Annotated in this window: 11 protein-coding genes; 1 reads left to right on the forward strand and 10 read right to left on the reverse strand. The window is 72.8% G+C overall.

Translation table 11 applies throughout. From position 1 onward, the window contains the following. Nucleotides 1-143 precede the first annotated feature (143 nt). The 10 genes from bcsN to MFF21_RS21495 all read right to left on the reverse strand — a co-directional run bounded on the left by bcsN (nucleotide 144) and on the right by MFF21_RS21495 (nucleotide 16,796). A complete protein-coding gene (bcsN, locus tag MFF21_RS21450) occupies nucleotides 144-1,205 on the reverse strand; it encodes a cellulose biosynthesis protein BcsN (RefSeq protein ID WP_238313878.1) in 1,062 nt (353 codons plus the stop codon). Continuing rightward, entirely contained in the window at nucleotides 1,202-3,223 is a 2,022-nt protein-coding gene (locus MFF21_RS21455) for a hypothetical protein (protein WP_238313880.1), read from the reverse strand. Before MFF21_RS21455 ends, bcsN begins: the two co-directional genes overlap by 4 nt. Continuing rightward, on the reverse strand, nucleotides 3,220-4,419 hold the full coding sequence (locus MFF21_RS21460; RefSeq protein ID WP_238313882.1) for a family 8 glycosyl hydrolase: 1,200 nt from the start codon (nucleotides 4,417-4,419) through the stop codon (nucleotides 3,220-3,222). The genes MFF21_RS21455 and MFF21_RS21460 overlap by 4 nt, the downstream gene beginning before the upstream one ends. Further along, a complete protein-coding gene (locus MFF21_RS21465; RefSeq protein ID WP_238313888.1) occupies nucleotides 4,416-7,097 on the reverse strand; it encodes a cellulose biosynthesis cyclic di-GMP-binding regulatory protein BcsB in 2,682 nt (893 codons plus the stop codon). Before MFF21_RS21465 ends, MFF21_RS21460 begins: the two co-directional genes overlap by 4 nt. Before the next feature lie 8 nt (nucleotides 7,098-7,105). Then, nucleotides 7,106-9,517, reverse strand: coding sequence for a UDP-forming cellulose synthase catalytic subunit (gene bcsA / locus MFF21_RS21470; RefSeq protein WP_283206549.1), 2,412 nt, complete (start codon nucleotides 9,515-9,517; stop codon nucleotides 7,106-7,108). Between the two features lie 168 nt (nucleotides 9,518-9,685). Next, the gene (bcsS, locus tag MFF21_RS21475; protein WP_373325076.1) at nucleotides 9,686-10,453 is read right to left on the reverse strand and encodes a cellulose biosynthesis protein BcsS; all 768 of its coding nucleotides are present in this window, start codon (nucleotides 10,451-10,453) and stop codon (nucleotides 9,686-9,688) included. 276 nt (nucleotides 10,454-10,729) lie between these two features. Continuing rightward, nucleotides 10,730-13,165, reverse strand: a complete 2,436-nt coding sequence (locus MFF21_RS21480; protein ID WP_238313892.1) for a response regulator — start codon at nucleotides 13,163-13,165, stop codon at nucleotides 10,730-10,732. Between the two features lie 331 nt (nucleotides 13,166-13,496). Further along, nucleotides 13,497-14,651: a glycosyltransferase gene (locus MFF21_RS21485; protein WP_238313894.1), complete on the reverse strand. Its 1,155-nt coding sequence runs from the start codon at nucleotides 14,649-14,651 to the stop codon at nucleotides 13,497-13,499. 7 nt (nucleotides 14,652-14,658) lie between these two features. Continuing rightward, complete coding sequence (locus MFF21_RS21490; protein ID WP_238313896.1) at nucleotides 14,659-16,107, reverse strand: Hint domain-containing protein; 1,449 nt, start codon at nucleotides 16,105-16,107, stop codon at nucleotides 14,659-14,661. Nucleotides 16,108-16,391: 284 nt separating this feature from the next. After that, complete coding sequence (locus MFF21_RS21495; RefSeq protein ID WP_238313897.1) at nucleotides 16,392-16,796, reverse strand: RidA family protein; 405 nt, start codon at nucleotides 16,794-16,796, stop codon at nucleotides 16,392-16,394. 274 nt (nucleotides 16,797-17,070) lie between these two features. Here MFF21_RS21495 and MFF21_RS21500 point away from each other — a divergent pair, with 274 nt between their 5' ends. Continuing rightward, entirely contained in the window at nucleotides 17,071-17,982 is a 912-nt protein-coding gene (locus MFF21_RS21500) for an ABC transporter substrate-binding protein (RefSeq protein WP_238313899.1), read from the forward strand. The last annotated feature ends 39 nt before the right edge of the window (nucleotides 17,983-18,021 follow it).

Raw genomic sequence — 18,021 nt, forward strand, 5'->3', positions numbered from 1 at the left:
TTCGGCGTGAGAGAGCGCGTCCCGACAGAGGCTTGGAGGAGCCGCTCCCGACGGATCGGGATCGCCCTCGGGCCTCGTTCCGGCGGCGCGCCGCGGCGGCCCTTGTTCCTTCCCGTCGACCGCGGCAGGCCGCCTGGGCGCCGTCACGGTCCCCCGGGCGGCCCCTTCGGCTTGTAGGCTTCGGGGGGCAGATCCTGCGACAGGCTCTCGTTGGTGGTGCGGCCCGGTGCCGGGCTCGGCGCCGGGGTGCGGCCGCCGGCCTCCGCCGGGTTCGGCACGTCGGTGATGTAGCGTTGCGGGCCGCCTGCGGCCGGTCCGGCCGGCTCGGGCGCCGATGCGGCGGGTGCCTGTTGGGTCGGCGCGATGTAGCGGCGCCCGCTCTGGTCGGCCGGGGCCGGTTCGGACCGGGGGGGCGCCGGGATCTCCGGCCGCGGCGGCGGAGAGGGCGGCGGCGCCTTGGGCGGCGGGGCCGGCCGGTCGTTCAACACGTTCGGCTCGTTCGGCGCGGGCTCGACCGCCGGCTTCGCGACCGGGGCCGGTCGCCGGGCCGCCTTCGGCCGGGGGCGGGTGACCGCGGGCCGCTCGACGGACGGGGCCGCCCCGGGCAGGGTGATCCGCAGCTTCTCGACCGCGGCGACGAGATCGCCGAGGCTCGCCTGCGCCGTGCGGCAGAGCCGGATCCGCAGGGACAGGACCTTCCGGGGGGCGCCCGCCGCGGGCGCGGCATCGATCAGGCCCGGCCGCCGGCCGCTGCGCTGGAGCGCGCTCGGCCGCTCCAGCCATTGCCAAGCGTAGAGGCAATCCGCGCCCAGGGCCATGCCGACCGGGCCGTAGATGGTCTGCCGCGGGACGGGGAGCGCACGCAGGACTTGGCCGGGGAAGCGGACCGCGATCTCGCTCTCGATGCCGAACTGGCTCGGCTTGGCGAGGCGCGGCGGGAAGGCGAGGAGCAGATCCCCCGTCTCGTTGCGCAGGGCGATCTCGGCATGGTTGCGGCCGTCGCCGCCCTCGTAGCGGATGCGCTGGTCGAACCCGTCGCGCTGGCGCGTCTCGACGACGCCCGCGACCGGCCCGGCCCCCGGCAGGGTCAGGACCGGCACGGGCTGGGCCCGGGCCGGACCGGCCGGGACGAGCCCGCTCAGGAGGGCCAGGATCGCAGGAACCAGGAGGGTGAGAGGAGGGCGGCCGCGACGTCCGGATCTCACGGAAACCCCTTCTCGTTCGCTGTCGTGCCGGAGGATTGACGGCCGGGCACCGAGAAGCGGTCGCCTTCGGTGGAGCCGGCGCGGGCGCGGTCGGCCTGCTGGTCCTGCCAGAGCGTGCCCCGGGCCGGGGGGCTCAGCCCCTGCGGCTTGTCGAGGCCGTTGTAGCCGGGCAGCAGCGCGAAGCCATACCGTTCGTAAGGCATCGCGCCCGCACCGGCCACGCGGCGCGCGACCAGCGGGGGATGGGCGGTCGCGGGTTCCGCGGCGTAGGTGCCCGGAGGGACCGGGTCGGTCAGGACGCGCTGCAGGGCGCCCGGCGGGTAGCGCAGGGCGTTGTCCAGGGAGACGGCAAGCGGGAACTCGTTGCGCTGGACGGCGGGCGGCGTGCCATCGCTCCGGGCACCGACCGTCGGCGCGTCCGGCCGGGGCACGCGGCCATAGGCGGCCGCGTCCGTCCGGGCGGGAGAGGCGGCCCGGGGGGCCGCGGGTGCGGGCGCGGCGACCGGGCCGGCGCAGGGCAGGGGAGGGCCGCCCGGATCCTCCCGGAACAGCATGTCCACGACCTTCGGGAACAGCCCGTCATAGCGGTTGACGACGGCCAGATACGGCCGTTGCCGCTTCAGGCGCTGCAGGGTGAGGGCGTAGCCGAACACCGTCGTCTCGCTCGGCAGCCAGGCGACCGCCCGCTGGAACCATTCGAGCGCCGTGTCGAACTGGCAGGAATTGTAGGCATACCAGGCGAGCCCCTGCGCCCCCTCGCCGGACCCGCTGCCGATGACGACCTTGGCGTAGCGCTCGATGCGGGTCGGCTCGATGAAGGGCGGATTGGGCAGCGTCAGCTTGCGCTCGAGGATGTCGATGAAGAGCAGCTCGTTGCCGACGAAGCGGTCGCGCCAGGCATAGGCCACCTCCTCCGCCTCGCGCAGCATGTTGAGCTCGCGCAGGGTATGGGCCAGGCCGTGGGCGATCATGGCGTCGCCCCCGCGGGCGATCGCCATCTTGAACCACTCGAGCGCCTCCCGGAACTGGTGGCGCTTGTAGGCGTACCAGCCGAGCAGGCCGGTCTGGCCCGGGTCGCCGCTCTTGCGCGCATAGACCTGGAAGGCGGTGAGGTCGGCCACCTTGGGCGTCTGCGCCGGCTCGTCATGCAGGAAGGCGGCGATGCGCGCCCGCGTGATGTCGAGGCGGATGACGTCGAATTCCGAGCTTCCGTCCTGCGCCTGCCGCCCCAGGGCGATCAGGCGCTCGGCCTGATCCATGGTGAGGTGGCTCATCGCCTTCTGGATGGTGGCCAGGCGCGCGCCCGCATCCGCATTCCCGTCGAGCACGGACTTGTACATCGCGAAGGCGTCCTCGGCGGCGCCGGTCGCGGCGAGGGCGTCGGCGATCGTCCAGATGCTCTCCACGTCGGCGGGATCGAGGGCGCCGGGATCGGACCGGTAGAGGGCGACCACCTCCTCCGCGCTCTTGCCTGCGCTCTTGCCCGCGATCTCCCGGATGCGGTTGCGGAATTCCGCCCGGCGCAGCTTGCGCGCCAGCTCCTCGGAGGGCTGCCAGCCCGGCTCGACCGAGCGATGCGTGGCGATGGCGGCGCGCAGGTCCTCGAAGCGCCCCGCCGTGAACAGGTCCCAGAGCGGCGCCTCCTCGGGCGGGCTCGGCTGCAGGCTGTCGAGGTCGGTGGGCTCGGTCCAGCCCGGATAGAGCCGCTTGAGGCGCGCGATCTCCGCCTTCATCCGGGCGGTCTGCTTCTGGGAGGCGTAGTAGCGCAGCGCGCTCTCGTCGACCATGCCGGCCGCCCCGCCCCCGGTCTCGGGATCGACCAGGATCGCGGGCGCCCGCACCCCGTCGCCGTAGACGACGCGCGGCCCGGGCGCCGGGGCGGGCGCGGCGTTCTGCGCCAGGGCGCCGGATCCGGTTCCCGGCAGGCCCGGGGCGGCGCAGGCGAGAAGGAGCGTGCCGAGGCCCCCCGCCAAGCGCGCGGGGAGGCGGGATGGGAGACGGCTCCGGCGAACAATCATTGGGCGAGACATGACGGGGCGCGCATCCGCGCCGCGATCAGCGCGAGGAGGTGGAGGGTGGTCGGATAGTAGTTCTGGTTGTCCTGGACCGTCCGCAGGGTTTCGGGAAAGGGGGTGCCGTCCGAGACGCAGGCCACGAGGGCGGGGATGGCGGTGTAGCCCGGCTCGCTCAGCCACTCGACGGTGTGGCCGTCCCCCGTGTCGACGATGGGCAGGCGCTCGCGGTCGAGGCCGCCCCAGAGCGTCCGGAACGGCGCGAAATCCTCCGGCCGGCCGAGGCCCGCCCAGGCCAGGTAGAGCGGGATCCGGATCGCGTTGTAGGAGAACAGCGCCGGGAAGCCGTCCGCCGGCCGCAGGGCCTCCTTGGCGGAGATCCACTCCGTCGGCAATTGGCTCGGCCCGAACCGGGATTGGCGCAGGAAGGACAGGCCGCTGCGGACGAGGGAGGCCCAGTCGTATTCCGGGGCGACGATGGCGAGGCGCGGGAAGGCCGGGAAGATCCAGTAGGACAGGTTGAGGAGCGGGCCGTCGGCGCGCTCCTGGCCGGAGAAGCCGGAGGCGGCGGGCAGCAGGAGCGCCCCGTGCGGGTCCTTGAACAGGATCGCCTTGCGGCCGAACTCGACGGCGATGCGCCGCGCGGCGGTCCGGTAGGAGGGCTCGTCCCAGGCGACCGAGGCCTCGGTCAGCGCCCAGGCCACGAGGATGTCGCCGTCGGTGGCGTTGTTCATGTCGGCGACGGCCGGGCGCTTGTCGGGCTCCCAGCGCCAGGCCAGGAGCTCGTCGGAGCGCACCATCAGGTTGGCCCGGGTCCAGCCCCAGATCCGCTCGAAGGCGGCCCGGTCGTTGGCGGCGAGCGCCAGCAGCATGCCGTAGCCCTGGCCCTCGCTGTGGCTGATCTGGCCGTTGGCCGTGTCGACGATCCGCCCCTGTTCCGTGACGAAGCGCGCCCGGTAGGCCCGCCAGGCGGCGTCGTTGCCGAGGGCGCCGGCGAGGTTCGGCCCGGAAGCGTTCTGCACGGGGCGCTCCGCACGGGGCGGGTTCGGGATGGCGATGGCCGGTGGCACCGCGCCGGGCTCCGGCGGCGGGGCCTGGGCGAGGGCCGGCGCGGCGCCGGCACTCAGCCCGAGCCAGAGAGCGGCCGCGGCCGCGCGCCGCCGGCCGGGGCGGGGGCTGCGGCGTGGCGCGGGCGGGCTCATGAATTCCTCCGGCCGAGCTGGCGCACGAGGCTCGTCGTGGCGAGCCCGAGGCAGAGCGCCATCACCAGCGTCATGCCGACATAGGAGAGCGGGTTCAGGGAGAGCCACGCCGCGGAGACGAGCCGGAAATTGGCGAGCGTCCAGGGACGCGTCCCGATCAGCGCGACATGCTCCGGCTGGACGACGGAGAGCGTGCCGTTCGAGGCGTCGAGGAAGGCGGCGCGGCCGTGCAGGCGCGTCCAGACCACGGGGTCGACGAGGCAGGAGACCGAGGCCTTCAGCATCGAGGGATTGGGGGCGGTGACCACCACCGTGCTGTCCGCGAGGCCCGGGCCGCCGATCCCCTCCGCGATGATCAGCGAGGCGCGGGCGTTCTCCGAGACGGCGCCGGCCGCCGGGGCCTGGCTCGGGGTGGTGAGCGTCCGGTGCAGCCGCCGGGTCCGGTCCACCAGTTGCCGCCAGCCCTCCCGCAGCACGGCGGGGATGGAGGCCCCCGACAGCGTCTCGTCCCAGCGGGCGACGAGCGCCGCCTCGCTGGCGGCATCGTCGGGGGCCATCTCGGCCGCGTCGGCTTCCCCGGGCGGGGGCGCCGGGGCGGGCGCCGCGGAGGGGGCGGCGGGAGGCGCCGTGACGAGGGGAACGGCGGAGGCCGGCAGGGCGCAGCGCATCGGCAGGTTCCGCCGCAGCCGGTCGAGGGTCAGCACGCCCTCCGCGCCGAACTGGCCCGGCGTGGCGAGCGTCTCGGCCCGTCCCTCCCAGATCCGGCGGATCTCCCCGGGATCGAGGCCGACCGCCTCGACCGTCACCGGGTTGAGGGCGCGGGCGGGCGCCACGACGAGCCGGGCGCCGCCCCCCGTCGCCGGGATCTCCGGGACCACCTCGAAATCGACGATGCGCCCGGCCGCGATGGCGAGCCGCGCCGCGAGGGTGGCGGCGGCATCCACCGTGTCCCGGTCCGCCGTCGGTAGCACCAGCTGCGGCCGGGCGCCGGCGGCGACGAAGGGCACGGCCCCGGCCTTGACCGCGGCGAGGTCGAGGCTTCGGGCGGCCTGGGCGAGATGCGGGATGGTCAGGCGGGTGCGGTCGAGGAACAGGAAGCGGGCCTGCCGGGCGGTGGGGGACAGGGTATCGCAGGTCTTGTCCGAGGCGTTGGGCAGGAGCGCGCTGATGTCGATCCGGTTCAGCCCCGGCCGCCACAGGCTCAGGGGCAGCGGGATCGCGGTGTCCTCGAACACCTCGCCCCGGGCATAGGGCAGCGGCACGCTCGCGGCGTTGCGGCCGTTGATGTCGACGATGATCTTGGCGCTCGGATCGAGGCCGGCCGCGTAGCCGCCGGCGAGATGCAGCATCACCTTGCCGTAGTCGGCGGGGACGAAATCGGCGGGGAAGCGCAGCTCCAGGCGGGTGCGCAGGAGGTGCCCGTTGAACTCCCGGGAGGTGATGCCGAGGCGCTCCAGGTCGATCGACTCGTTGCCGAAGACCTCGTAGCCGCGGGTGAGCGTGGCGAGGGTCGCGCCGGGGCCGCCCGCCTGGTTGTCCCGGGAGGCGGCGAGCTGCGCGGCGGCCTGCCGGACCTCGGCATCGCCGGGGCCGGTCACCACGAGGGTCGGCGCCCGGTTCCCCCGGGGGGGCAGCAGGGCGAGCCGGGGCCCGGTGATCGGCCCGAGGGCCTCGATCCCCTCGGTGTTGCGGATCTCGGCCGCGGTGCCGACCACGAGGTTGACGCCGCTGCGGCCGGCCATGGGGCCTCCGAAGGTGACGGCGGGGCGGGCGAGCCGCCCGACCAGGGCCACGCCCTGCACGGCGGCGATCATCCGCTCCAGCCGCGGCAGGCTCGGCTTCTCGCTCAGCAGCACCGCGATGGGCAGCGCCCCGCTCTCGTCGGGCTCCAGGGCGGCGAGGGCGTTCGCGTCGAGGTCGGTCGCCGGTGCCACCACGAGGCCCGAGCGGGAGGGATCGACCTGCGTCCAGAGCTCGAAGGTCGCGTCCGTGGAGCAATCGACCCGGTGGCGCTGGCTCGCCGTCAGCGTCACGGCGTTGTAGCCGCTCCGGAGCACGCCCTCCGGCACGGAGAACTCGACCACCTTGACCGCGCCGGGGGCCTGGATCCGGGTCGAGCCGACCCGCGTGCCGTTGACGAGGCCGGTCAGCACGGAGAATTCCGGCGCCACCGAGATTGCCGAGAGATACGAGACGCGCAGGCGCGCCGGCCCGCGCACCTGACTCTCGGTCAGGTAGACCGGGTATTGCAGGATGTCCTCCTCGCCGGCGAGGCGGAAGCCGCGGGTGCCCGCGGGGAAGCGCCGGGCCGGGGCGATCGCCGCCTGCGCCGCGGTGCGGCGGGCGGCCTCCGTGGCCGCGTCCGATCCGGCCGGGCGGCCCTGCGGGGCGGGCGCCTGGACGGGGGGCGGGGCGGCGGCGGGGGCAGCGGTCGGGACCGCAGTCGCGGCGGGCGCCTGTGCCGGCGGTGGGGGCGGCGCGGCCGGGGCCGCGCCCTGCGGCGGGCCGGCGGTCGGGCGCAGGGGGTCGCCCGTGGGCGGCACCGTCAGCCTTTCCGCCGGCCCCGTGCCGAGGAAGCTCTGGGCGCGGCAGGCCGGGGTCGGGAGGCCGGCCAGCGCCAGGAGCAGCCCGGCGAGGCCGAGGCGGCGCAGGCGCCCTTGGCAGGTCCGGACTCGCATGCGCGCCCTCATCGCGCCGTCGCGCCCCGGCCCGGCCCGGCCCCGGAATGGTCGGCCAGGGTCCGCTCGTTCTCGTAATCGAGCATCATGCGCACCCACTCGCTCGAGGGGGCCTCGGCCTCTCGCGCCGTCTCCCGCGTCGCGGCCCGGGCGGGCGGGCCGGGCGGCGGCAGCAGGGGTTCCGGAAAGCCCGCGCCGGTCGGGGCCTGGTCCGGGCCGTCGTAGATCGGCGAGATCCCGGTGGAGACGGGCGCCACCGCCGGCCGGGCATCCGCCGCGAAGGCGTAGCGCAGGGCGCGCAGGGGCTCCACGAGCCCCCACCAAATGAATTGCAGGGTCCCGGTCAGGATGTCCTTGTGGCGGCGGCGGCGCAGCTGGAAGCGGCGCATCGCCTCCGCGTCGCCGTACATCAGGCCGGCGAGCGTCATGTAATCCTGCGGCCGGAGCCGGCCGAAGGTCAGCCGGCAGAAGGCTTCGTCGCCGGAGCGCTCGACCTCGTCGAGGGTGACCGGGAGCAGGCCCGTCGGGCGGGGCGAGCCCTTGATCGGGACGACGCCGAGGGAGCCCGTCATCGGCTTCTGGCCGGCGCCGGGGGCCAGCAGCGCGGTCGGCAGCCGGATCGAGCAGGCCTGGGCCGAGACGCGCTCCACCGCCACGTCCACGGCGCGGCCGCCGAGGGTGAGGGTCCCGCGCCGGTTGATCGCCAGCGAGGGCGTCGCCTCGCTCTGGCGGCGCTCCGCGCAGACGCCGAGGGCGGCGCCGGCGGTGAGGAGGTTGAAGAAGTTCCACAGGCCCACGACCAGCATCAGGTTGGTCACGCCCGGCTCGAACAGGTAGCGCCACGTCGCCACGGCGCAGCCGGCGAAGAGCACTCCATAGACGATGACATAGGGCAGCGCGGCCGAGGAGAGATGGTTGTGGTCGAGGGCGATGCCCTTGTCGGTGACGTTGAAGGTCGGTTTTTTCGGCGACCAGATCACCGAGGCGATCGCCTTGAAGAGGTAGAGCCCCTGGATGTACTCGTAGAGCTCCGAGACGAAGGGCCAGCGGAACTTCCCGTAGACGTAATTCTGCATCATCAGGTTGATGATGATGTAGGTCGCCGTGTAGGCGATGGATTCGTCGACGCTGGCGACGAAGATCTTCAGGTCGAAGAAGATGTGCAGCAGCGGCGCGAACATGAACGCCAGGCGCGGCACCGGGAAGAACCAGAACGTCATGCTCGAGAGATAGGCGATCTTCTGGATCGGCTTGAGGCCGCGCTTGAACAGCGGGTTCTTCAGAAGCAGGATCTGGAACATGCCCTGGCACCAGCGCGAGCGCTGGCCGATGAAGGCCGACAGGGATTCGGGCTGCAGGCCGGCGATCAGGGGCTTGTCGACATAGGCGCTGGTCCAGCCGCGGGAATGCAGCTCCAGCGCCGTCTCGCAATCCTCGGTGATGGTGATGCCCGAGAAGCCGTTGGCCTCGTCGAGGGCGGTGCGCCGCAGCAGCGCGGCCGAGCCGCAGAAGAACGAGCCGTTCCACTTGTCGAGCCCGCACTGCGTCACCGCGTAGAACATCTCGTTCTCCGAGGGCATCCGCGTGAAGGTGCGCAGGTTGCGCTCGATCGGGTCCGGGTTGAGGAAGGCGTGCGGCGTCTGGATCAGGAACAGCCGCGGATCCTCCGCGAAATGGCCGACCGTCTCGGTCAGGAGGGAGCGGAACGGCACGTGGTCGGCATCGAGCACCAGCACGATCTCGCCGCTGGCGGAGGCGAGCCCGTTGTTGAGGTTGCCCGCCTTGGCGTGCTCGTTCCGGGCGCGGGTGAGATAGCGGGCGCCGAGTTCCGCGCAGAGCGCCTGGAGGTCGCGCCGCCGGTCCCGGGCGGCGGCCGCCTTCTCGGGGTTCGGATCGGCGCATTTCTGGTCGGTGCCGCCGTCGTCGAGGAGCCAGACGGTCAGCTTCTCGGGCGGGTAGTTCATCTGGCGCGCCGCGGCGAGGGTCATCGCCAGGATCGCGGTGTCCTCGTTGTAGCTCGGCACGAACACGTCGACCGTGGGGAGCGCGGCCGCATCCGCCACCGGCGGCGGCCGCCGCCGCAGGGGATCGGCGTTGATGATGAGGCTCACGAACAGGATGAAGACGCAGTAGAGCTCGCCCAGGAGCAGGAGCAGCCCGAAGCCGAAGCTGACGGGATCGCCGGGGGAGGGCAGCGTGTCGGTGAGGCGCCACAGGATGTAGCGGAGCACCACCAGGCTTCCCAGGGCCAGGAAGACGAAGCGCGTCCGTGGACCGTCGAAGAACAACCACAGGATGGTCATCGCCGCCATGGCGGCGAGGCTCATGAACAGCTGGTTCTGCGTGCCGACGGGCTGGCTCAGCAGGATGAGGCCGGCGATCGTCGTCCCCATCCATGCAAGCCAACGGATCACACGCATCACACCCGCCGCTCCCACACCGCTTCGCCCGGCTCTCGGGCCGTATCGTGCCCTCTAAATACCGCTTTGCGAGCGATGTTCAGCCGTATGCCAGCGATTTCTGCATGCGATCAATATCGAATGTGTCTTTATGTCTAGCCTTCGATTAAACCGCAAATTTTTCCAGGATTAAAAATTAGCCCGGGCCTCGATGCTGGAATAGTAGCCGGAGCCCTGAATGCGGTCACGGACATAGCCGGCGGCGAGGGACATCTGTACGGGGCCGAAGGTCAAGCCCGTCAGGTGGGCGCCGATGCGATATTGCCGGAAGAAGTCGTCTCCGAGGAACAGGGCCTCCGGCCCAATATAGACCCCGTCCGCGACCATGTAGCCGAGGCGGACGCGGGAATAATAGGCGTTGAATTTCGTGGAGTACGAGCCGTAGGCCGAGACCATCGTCCGGTCCGTCGGATTCGCGTAGAAGTTGCCTGCGACCTTCAGGCCGACCCCCGTGCCGGCGACCGGGTTGCCCGGGTCGGGGATCGAGAGCTGATTGCTGCGGACGTTGAAGCCGATATAGCCGGCGAGCGCCGCGTCCCGCCAGATCCACTCGTAGCCGGCGAGCGCCGAGCCCTCCTGCTGGTAGCCCGTCACGCGGGAGCCGACGCTCTGGCCGGGATAGGAATAGGTGCCGGCGACGCCCTCGATGCGCACCCGCGCGCCGCTCACGGTGGGCGGGCTTCCCAGGGCGGTCGTCACCGTGACGGAGCCGAAGGCTGAGCTGTTCGAGGTGACGCTGGTCGAGCCGTCGACGGACACGGCCCAGCTGTCGTCGACCGCCTGCTGCTGTGCGCCCGTGTACCAGTCGGCGTCGCCCGAGCGGGGCAGGTCGGCGGCCTCCGCGGCGACCGACAGGGGCAGCGGCAGCACGGCGCCGACGAGGAGGGCATGGAGGATGCTCGGGGTTCGTTGCTGGATGCGTGCAAACACAGCCGCTCAATCCTCGGACGCTCGAAAGCTGTTCACCAGATTCTCCACCGTGAGGGTTAACAGGATGCTGCCTGCAACCAGCAATTTGCTATTTCGCTCACGGAAACGAGAGTGACGAAGATTTAACGGTTCCGCCCGGCAACGGGCGCATCTCGGCCCGAAGCGGCGTCCGGTCTCTGTCGCACCGCTGTTTTGCTGCTCTGTGAACCGAGGGCGCCGATTAGCGCCTCGGCGCGGGGCGGATCAGGCCGCCCAGTCCTGCACCGGGCCGGCGCTGAGCACCGTCGCGAGCTCGTCCGGGCGGAAGGGCTTGTCGAGCTGCAGGAACCGGCGCGCGGTGGCGGGCAGCTGGCCGTGGGGGCTGGCCAGCACGACCCGGATCCCGGGATAGCGCTCGACCACGGTGGCCACGAGCTGCAGGCCGCTCATCACCGGCATGGCCTGATCCGCGATCATCGTGTCGAAGCGGGCATCCTCGCTCAGGAGGTCGAGGGCCTGCGCGCCGGTCGCCGCCTGGACGACCTCGTGCCCGAGATCGGTCAGCGCCTCGGCCAGGCTCTCCCGCACCAGCCCGTCGCTCTCGACGAGCAGGATCCGCAGGCTGGCCTGCCAGAGCGGCGGCTCGGCCGCCGGGCGCTCCGCGGCCCTCAGCCAGATCTCGGCCAGGAAGGTCTCCTCGCCCGTCCCGTCCGCGAGGAGGCGCCAGCCCGCGCCGATCTCCGCGAGCAGCGCCGCGACGGTCTCGAGGGACGTCCGGGAGGGGGCGGCGGAGGGAAGACGGTCCGGCACGCGCTGCCCGCTCGCCACCAGCAGCCGGACGTAGCGGCCCGCGGGCAGGCCGAAGGCCAGGGCCTCCTGCGCCTCGTGCTCCGCCCCGCCGATGGCGAAGCCGTGCAGCCCCTGGTCGCGGATATGGAAGGCGATGTTGAGCAGGGTGATCTCGATCAGGCGCTCGGCGCACAGCACCCGCGGCAGGCCGGCGGGGAGCCGGTCGATCACGGGCATGTCCCGCAGGACGTTGGTCTGCATGAAGGCGAGCGCCGCGCCGATCGCGGCGCCGGGATCGCTCTCCGCCGAGGCGTCGGCCTCGCCGCGCACGAGGTTCAGCATGCGCCGCGTCAGGGCGGCGCCGCGGAGCGCCCCGGCCAGGGCCGCCTCCACGAGGCGCGATTGCGCGGCGTCGAGATCCGGCCGCCGCCGCAGGACGCCGAGATTGGCGAGCACGACGGTGAGGGCGTCGTTGAAGTCGTGGATGATGGCGTCCGTCACCTGGCGCAGGACGAGCGCGTGCCGCCGCTCGTTCCGCCCGTGGCCGGGCTCCGGGCTCTCCGCCTCCCCGAGGGCGCGGCTGAGCGCGTGGATCCGGTCGCCGGTCCCGCCGCGCAGGAACCGCACCAGCATCCGGCGCTGTCCCTCGGGAGCGTCGGCGCGGGTCCGCAGCACCACGTCGTGCGGGCCGCCCTCCGCCCGCACCGCCGTGAGGGCGTGGTGGAGGAGCGCGTGATCGGCCGGGTCGAAGCAGGCCGCGACGTCGCTGGCGTGATCGGCGGTGAAGGCCCCGGCCCCCTCCGCGTCGGACCACAGGATCTGGCGCGTGTCCGGATCGATCTCCCAGCAGCGCCAGCCGGAGACCGCCTCGAAGGTCCTCAGGCGGCCCTTGATCCGGTCGAGGCTCACATCGGCCTGGGCGACGAGGGCGCCGGAACTCCGGCTGCGCTCGGTGACGGCCTCCGTCAGCGCCGCGATCTCGCGCACCACCGAGGCCGGCTCCGCCTCGGGCTCGGCGGTCCCCTCGGCGAGCGACCGGAGCGGCTGCGCGGCGCGGCCGCCCAGCCCGTAGCCGATCCCGGCCGCGGCGAGCACCGTGGCGAGGCCGAGGATCAGGATCCCGACATCCGGGAGCGGAAGCGCCGTCCGCGCGGCGGGGGCCGGCGCGGTGGCCGTCACCACCCAGCCGGGGCTGGCGAGCTCGCTCCCGCCGGAGAGGGGGACGGAAACCGCGAGCCGCTCGCCCTCCGGCGAAGCCGCGGGCCCGGCCAGGACGCGCCCGTCGGCCCCCGTCACCGTGAAGGCCACCGGCCCGGCGAGGCCGAGGGCCTGGCGGACATGCGCCGCGGTCTCCGTGAAGAATTCCGGGGCCGTGCGCAGCTGGATCCGGTCCGACCGGCCCGGCGCGCCGGCCGAGAGGACGATGTCCAGGGGCGCCTCGCGCTCGCCGACGCCGGTCGCCAGCGCGATCTGGGCGAGGCGGGCCCGGGCGAACCAGGGCTGGCGCGCCACGTTCGACCCGACGCGGCGGCGGTCGGTGGCGGCGCGCACGCTGCCGTCGATCCCGATCAGCGCGGCCTCGCGGTAGCGCGGGTTGAGGGCGAGCCAGTCCTGCAGCAGCGCGGAGCGGTCGCCATCCGCGCGGGCCGGATCGTCCAGTTGCAGCAGCAGGGCGAGGTTACGCGCATCGGCGACGCCGCCGCGCAGCTGCGCCTCCAGCGAATCGGCGAGGGCGCGGGCGCCGGCCTGCACGGCGGCGCGCTCCGCGTCCAAGCTCGGCGCGGTCCCGAAGGCGAGCCCCGCCCAGGCGACCAGCAGCGCGGCGGCCGTGACGGCCGCGAGCTGCGCCGCGTTCAGGATCTTGAGCGGGACGCGCCGCGAACCCGGCCCGTTTGGACGATCCCCTCGCATGGTCTGCCTGTCGCGGGAGGCCGGAATCGGCCTCTCTTCCCGGTCAGACGAGGGGGGAAGGGCTTAAGGTGCCGTTAACGCTGTTTCGACGCCGCCCGGAAATCGATCCGCCCGCGCAGCGACGCGGGCGTGCCCGCGCGAAGGACTAGAAAGGTCATTTCCAAGACAGGCTCGGATCTTTTCTCATCTCCCGGCCGGCGAGGACATCGCTGACCGGCGGAGGATCGGTCCGGGCGCGGCGGACCAGGCCCGCGCGCGTCGCCGTCGTCTTTCCGTGATCGGGCGAACGGCGCGGGAAACCGGCGCCGACCGGCCGGTCCGTCCCGCCTGTTCAGCCCCGACCGCCCAGGCCCGTGCGGTCCGCCACGTCCGCGGCGTAGTCCGTCCAGTCGCGCAGCGGGCGGCCCCGGGCCTCGCCCGACAGCCGGTCGAGCAGGCCGGGCTCGCGGGCGAGGCGCCCCAGGCCGTCGGCGATGGCGGCCTCGCCGCCCATGTCCAGCATCAGCGTGCCCCCGCCCGGCGCCACCTCGGCCATCGCCGAGCCGGCATGGCACAGGCAGGGCCGCCCCAGCCACAGGCTCTCCAGGACGGGCAGCCCGAAGCCCTCGTCGCAGGACGGATAGACGCTCGCGTGATGCGAGCGGTAGAGCGCCACCAGGGCGTCGTCGTCGATCCGCTCGGTGGCCTGCGCCTGCGGCAGGCCGGCCAGCAGGCCCTCGATCTCCGCATCCAGCGCCGCGGAAGCCCCCCGGCGCCCGACCAGCGTCAGCCGGATCGCCGCGCCATGGCTCCGCTGCGCCCGGTCGAGCGCCCGGAGCAGCCGCGGCAGGTTCTTGCGCGGCTCCCAGGTGGAGACGGCCAGGAGCCGCAACGGCTCGCCCGCCGCGCGGGGAGGGAGCGCCTCCCGCAGGCGCGGCCGGTCGGCGAATTGCGCCGGCAGCGGGACCACCCCGATCTCCGGCACCGGGAGCCCCTCGCCCTCCAGATAGGCGCGCAGATGGCCGGCCACGAGCCGGGTCGTCGCCAGGACGAGGTCGGCCCGGGCGAGCATGCGGAAGTAGCGGCGATAGAGGAGGGTCTGGGCCGGGCTGTAGAGGTGGGCGAGGCGGATCGGGATGAGGTCGTGCACGATCGCGGCGACCCGCAGGCCGCTGGCCCGCGCCAGCCGGATCGGGTCGATGTCCTCGCCGAGCAGGGTGCTCGGGATCTCGGGCAGGATCAGCCAGTCGCCGCCGGAGGCGGCCTCGAAGCGGTCCGGCCCGGCCGCGCCCGCATCGCCCAGGGGGCGCATCAGGCGCCGTCCCGCATCCCAGCCGACCGGCACGACGTCGAGGCCGCAGGCTTCGAGCCCCCGGGCCAGGCGGCGGGTGACGCGCTGGATGCCGGTCTCGAAGGGCTGCCGCGCGGTGGTGTCGCACCAGAATAGGACGGGGGGCGCGAGCGCCCCCCGCTCGGCTCGTCCCGCGACGGGCATGAGCCGGGTCATCGTCCGCTCAGGCCGCGACGGCGCTGAGGGTGGCGCGCTGGGCGGCGACCTGCGGCGCGATCCAGCGGGGCAGGGCGGCGCGGTGCAGGTCCAGCCAGAGCTGGAAGCTGCCCGTGCTGCCGGTCCACAGGCCCGAGGGGAGGCGAGCCCGGCCGGCGGTCCAGCGCCGGCGCTTGCCCTGGGGGCCCTCCATCTCGTGGAAGCCCAGGCACAGCAGCGGATCGTCCAGCGCCACGGCCCGCGGACCGTTCCAGCCGTCGTCGATGCGCAGGCCGGCGAGGCAGAGCCCGAGGGCGCGCCCGTCCTTGTGGCTCATCCCGAGATGGCGCGGCACGTTGGTCTGCGAGACCAGCCACACCTCCTTGGCGCCCGCCGGCACGACGAAGCGTGCGGTGAGGCCGCGGGTCTCCGGGTCGACGCGCCGGCCGTCCACGATGAGGTGCGCGTGGGCCCAGGCCTCCTCGTCGAGGCGCCAGCCCAGGGCGCGGGCGCGCGCGCAGAGCCGCTCGTGCACGAACTCGACCACGGCGCCGGTCTGATGGAACGGACGGCAGAAGTCGGCATGGGTGCGCTGGGCGGGATCCGCGTCGGGACCGGCGCCGAGATCGATCAGGACGCCGTTCGCCGCCTCGCCGCTGCAGCGGCCGAAGAAGGTCCGGTTGCCCATGTCGAGATAGCTCTCGGTGGCCTGGCCGTTGGCGACGAGGAGATCGTGGCTGTCGAGCTCGACATGCCAGTAGGTGACGCTCTCGACCTCTTCCTGGACGATGGTGGCGCCGTTGATGAGCGAGAAGGCCGGGACCAGGATCTCGCCGACGATGTCGAGGGCGATGGCGTGGCCCGGGGAGACGACGAGGTCCCGCGACGGCTGGTTCTCGCGCAGCGCGCCGGCCCGGATTCGCACCGGCATGGCGATCTCGGGCCGGGCATGGCGGCGCGGATCCATGGTGCGGTGGCCGAGCCACTTGACCGGGCGCTGCTCCCCGGAGGCCGTGACCACCAGGTCGCCGACCTGAAGGGACTCGACCGGCACCTCGCCGCGATCCGTCAGGATCTGCGTGCCTTCGGTGAAGCAGACGATGGTCGGGCTGTCGGGCGCGCTGACGTTCGTGGTGTCGACGGCGACGCCGACCTGGAGCGGCGGCAGGGGGGCGTTCCGCACCGCGACGGTGACGGGCGTGCCGATGCCGGCGGGCTCGACGCGGAAGTAATAGATCGCTTCCTGGGAGTTGGGGATCGCGGTGAAGCCGAGATAGCTTCCCTGCAGGCCGACGCCGGCAATGCCGACCAGGGTCGAATCGACGGTTACCGGCGAGCCGGGCAGGTCGATATTGCCGTTGATGGTGATCGACGCCGCGCCACTGGCGAGGTTCGTTCCCGTGAAAGTATTTCCGAGCAGAAGTCCTGTGGAGGCTTGTCCGGCTCCGAAAGTCTGGTTGACGAATGTCTCGGCCATTTGTGCATTCCCCTGGGCTTATGATTGCGCCGCAGAGGTTTTTCCCATCGCATTCGAGGCGATGTCTACGAGTGAAAAAACCAAAACATCTTTCGGTCCGCAACTGTATTGAATGGAATCCAGCTTCTCTTCACGCATGCTGGATTATGGAAAGGTCGCTCCACGCGTCAACGATTTGCGGCTTGATCGTTGCCGAGTTGCAACTGAGAGTTGTGTATTGGGGGCGGGAGGCCGCCACGGCCTCCCGGATCGATGGCGCGGGGGGGCGGGCGCGCCCCCCGGGGTCAGGGGCGCCGGGCGACGAGATCGATCTCGATGCGGGCGTCGTAGGCGAGGCCCGTCACGCCGACGCAGGTGCGGGCGGGGCGGCGGTCGGCGGGGAAATAGCCCTGGTAGGTGGCGTTCATCGCCGCGTAGTCCGCGTCGAAGCGGGTCAGGTAGATCCGCACCATCACCACGTGCTCCAGGCCCAGGCCGAGCCCGGACAAGACAGTCTTCAGGTTCGCCATGACGTGATGGGTCTGCGCCTCGATCCCTTCGGGGAGCCGGCCGGGCGCCTCCGGCGTGTCCGGCATCTGGCCGGTGACGAAGACGAAGCCGTCCGTCTCCACGGCGTGGCTGAACGGCGCGACCGGCTTCGGCCCTCCCGGGACCATGTGGAACAGGAGGGCGGGGGCGGTCTTCGACATCGGGTCATCCTCGGCAGCGCGGCGAACGACGCCGCGCGGGGCCGGGGCAAGGTGCGAGCCATCCGCCGCCCCGGCCTGATCCGGCTTTCGACCCCGGTGCGGGGGCGGCGGCTGCTCATCCGATGGGCGCGCCCTGCCCGGAATCTGGCCCGGCCCGATCCAACAAACAGTGCGGCCACAGACAAGTCCGCCGCGGGCGCTTCGGTGACACTCCTGTCTCGGGACTCATGGCCGCGACGAGGCGGCGAGACGAGGGGAGTGTCCGGTGGCTTCCATGTTCGATCAATCCTGCGGCCAGCCCGTGGCAGGGGCCGCGACCTGGCTGAAGCGGGCCGTTCTCGGCGCGTTCGGTCTCGCCCTGGCGGCGGCCGCGCTCCCGGGGACGGCCGAGGCGGCGGCGCCGGAGGCCTGCGCGGCGCTCCAGGCCAAGTATCCCACCCTGAAGGGGAAGACGCTGGTCAACGCCATCAACCCGCACACGCCGGGCTACGAGACCATCGATCCCAAGGATCCGAGCAAGTACATCGGCTTCGACGTCGATCTCGGCGAGGCGATCGGCGAATGCCTCGGCTTCAGCCTGACCTACAAGCCGGTCACCTTCGCGGCGCTGCTCACCACCCTGCAGGCGGGGCAGGCCGACATCGTCATCTCGGACATCTACGCCACCAAGGAGCGCGCCAAGGCGGCGGACTTCATCACCTATCTCAAGGTGTTCGACGGCGTGCTGGTCGCCAAGGGCAACCCGAAGAAGATCGACGGCATCAACCTCTCGCTCTGCGGCGCGGTGGCCGCCGAGAACACGGGCTATGTCGAGGTGCCGCTGATCCAGGCCCTGGAGGCCGCGTGCAAGAAGGCCGGCAAGCCGGCGCCCGAGATCCAGCTCTACGACAACAACGCCAACTGCATCCAGGCGATCCTGGCCGGGCGCGCCGACACCTACATCAACGACGCCAACACCGTCGACGGCGCCGTGAAGGCCTATCCGGCCAAGCTCGACAAGGCGACGGCGGTGACGCTGCCCTATTCGGTGGGCATCGCCGTGCCGCGCGACAAGGTCGCCTTCCGCGACGCGGTCTTCGCGGCCCTGACCGAGATCCAGAAATCCGGCCTGCAGGCCGCGCTGATGAAGAAGTGGAACCTGCCCGCCGAGCAGCTCGAGGCGCCGACGCTCGTCCTCGCCGACTGAGGGCGTCCTTCGGGGCGGCCGGGCCGCGCGCACCGGCCG

The organism is Methylobacterium organophilum, from assembly GCF_022179465.1.
Taxonomy (GTDB): domain Bacteria; phylum Pseudomonadota; class Alphaproteobacteria; order Rhizobiales; family Beijerinckiaceae; genus Methylobacterium; species Methylobacterium organophilum.